The following is a 1,057-nucleotide window of genomic DNA, read 5'->3' as shown; positions in this document are numbered from 1 at the left end:
TGTCACCCCAAATAACAATGTTGTGCCACTCTTTGAATTCTTTCCCGTTGTATGCTCGTGTTGTTGCCAACCGGAACGATGTTTTTGTTGATTTTTCACCGTTATACGTTTTAATTTCTCCGTTAATTTCGCCTACCAATGTTACATCATTCATCATCTTGTTCCTCCGCTTCTACATTAAAACATTGACTATCTGCCACCGCTTTCAATAACGCCGTTTCTACCGCTCCCGCCAATACCATCGCATCCTGCCACTTCGCGCACTCGCTAATCATTTTCGCCGTCCACACCATAATTTCGCTATTGTCGGTGCACTCGTCGAGCAACGCCCCCCACATTAGATATAAACATTCAAGCGCCTGTGACGGCGAATGACCGCCGCGGGCAACCTTTTTCAATTCTCGATTAAGCTGTTTACGCGTTTCGTTAAAATCAAGATCTTCATCAAATTCCACTTTTACGCCTCCTTATATAGCAGTCGTTTTTTGTCATGCCCGATCGCTTCCGGCTTTTTAATAAATACCGGCTTTCTGCCTTTTACGCCCTCATAGGCTTTTACATACTCGTTATGTACATATCCCATTTGGCTGTCTGTCATCATGCAGACCGTCCGCCAACCGATCGCCCGCATAGCGTTATACGCCGCATCAGACGAAAATTTATCTCTTTTAATCCCTTGAAAACTGTACTTTTTCACCAACTCCAACAATAAGATCCACGCTTTTTCCGCCGTTTCTTCCTCCATTCCTTTATCTTCCGCCCACTCTGCCTGTGCTTGTTCGCGAATTTCCGCCACCGTCGGCAACCATTTCGACGAACGAATAAGATTATCCACGGCGCGGCGGATATACTCCGGCGGAATATCGGCCAAATACGTCGCGTACGCCTCAAACGTTCCCTCTTTTACTTCTTTTTGATAGGCGTACACAAGCGGCGCAAGGCTTTTCAAAGTACTTTCAAAATTGATTTCTTGCATCTAGCTCCCTCGCTCTCGCTAACGCTTTCTCGTACAATTCTGCGTTTTTGTTGGCGCGTTTGTTTGTTTGTTTAGCATTCA

2 protein-coding genes are annotated in these 1,057 nt (G+C 45.6%); both read right to left on the bottom strand.

Features of this window, described 5'->3' with window-relative positions:
* Positions 1-146: 146 nt before the first annotated feature.
* Positions 147-455 carry a hypothetical protein gene (locus tag KH813_RS06820; protein ID WP_303994581.1) on the bottom strand — a complete coding sequence of 103 codons (309 nt, stop codon included), beginning with the start codon at positions 453-455 and terminating at the stop codon, positions 147-149.
* Positions 456-457: 2 nt separating this feature from the next.
* Positions 458-976 carry a hypothetical protein gene (locus KH813_RS06815; protein ID WP_303994580.1) on the bottom strand — a complete coding sequence of 173 codons (519 nt, stop codon included), beginning with the start codon at positions 974-976 and terminating at the stop codon, positions 458-460.
* Positions 977-1,057 lie beyond the last annotated feature (81 nt).

The sequence above is a fragment of the Negativicoccus succinicivorans genome, assembly GCF_018373335.1.
GTDB classification, from domain to species: domain Bacteria; phylum Bacillota; class Negativicutes; order Veillonellales; family Negativicoccaceae; genus Negativicoccus; species Negativicoccus succinicivorans_A.
This window is presented reverse-complemented; position numbering and strand designations above follow the sequence as displayed.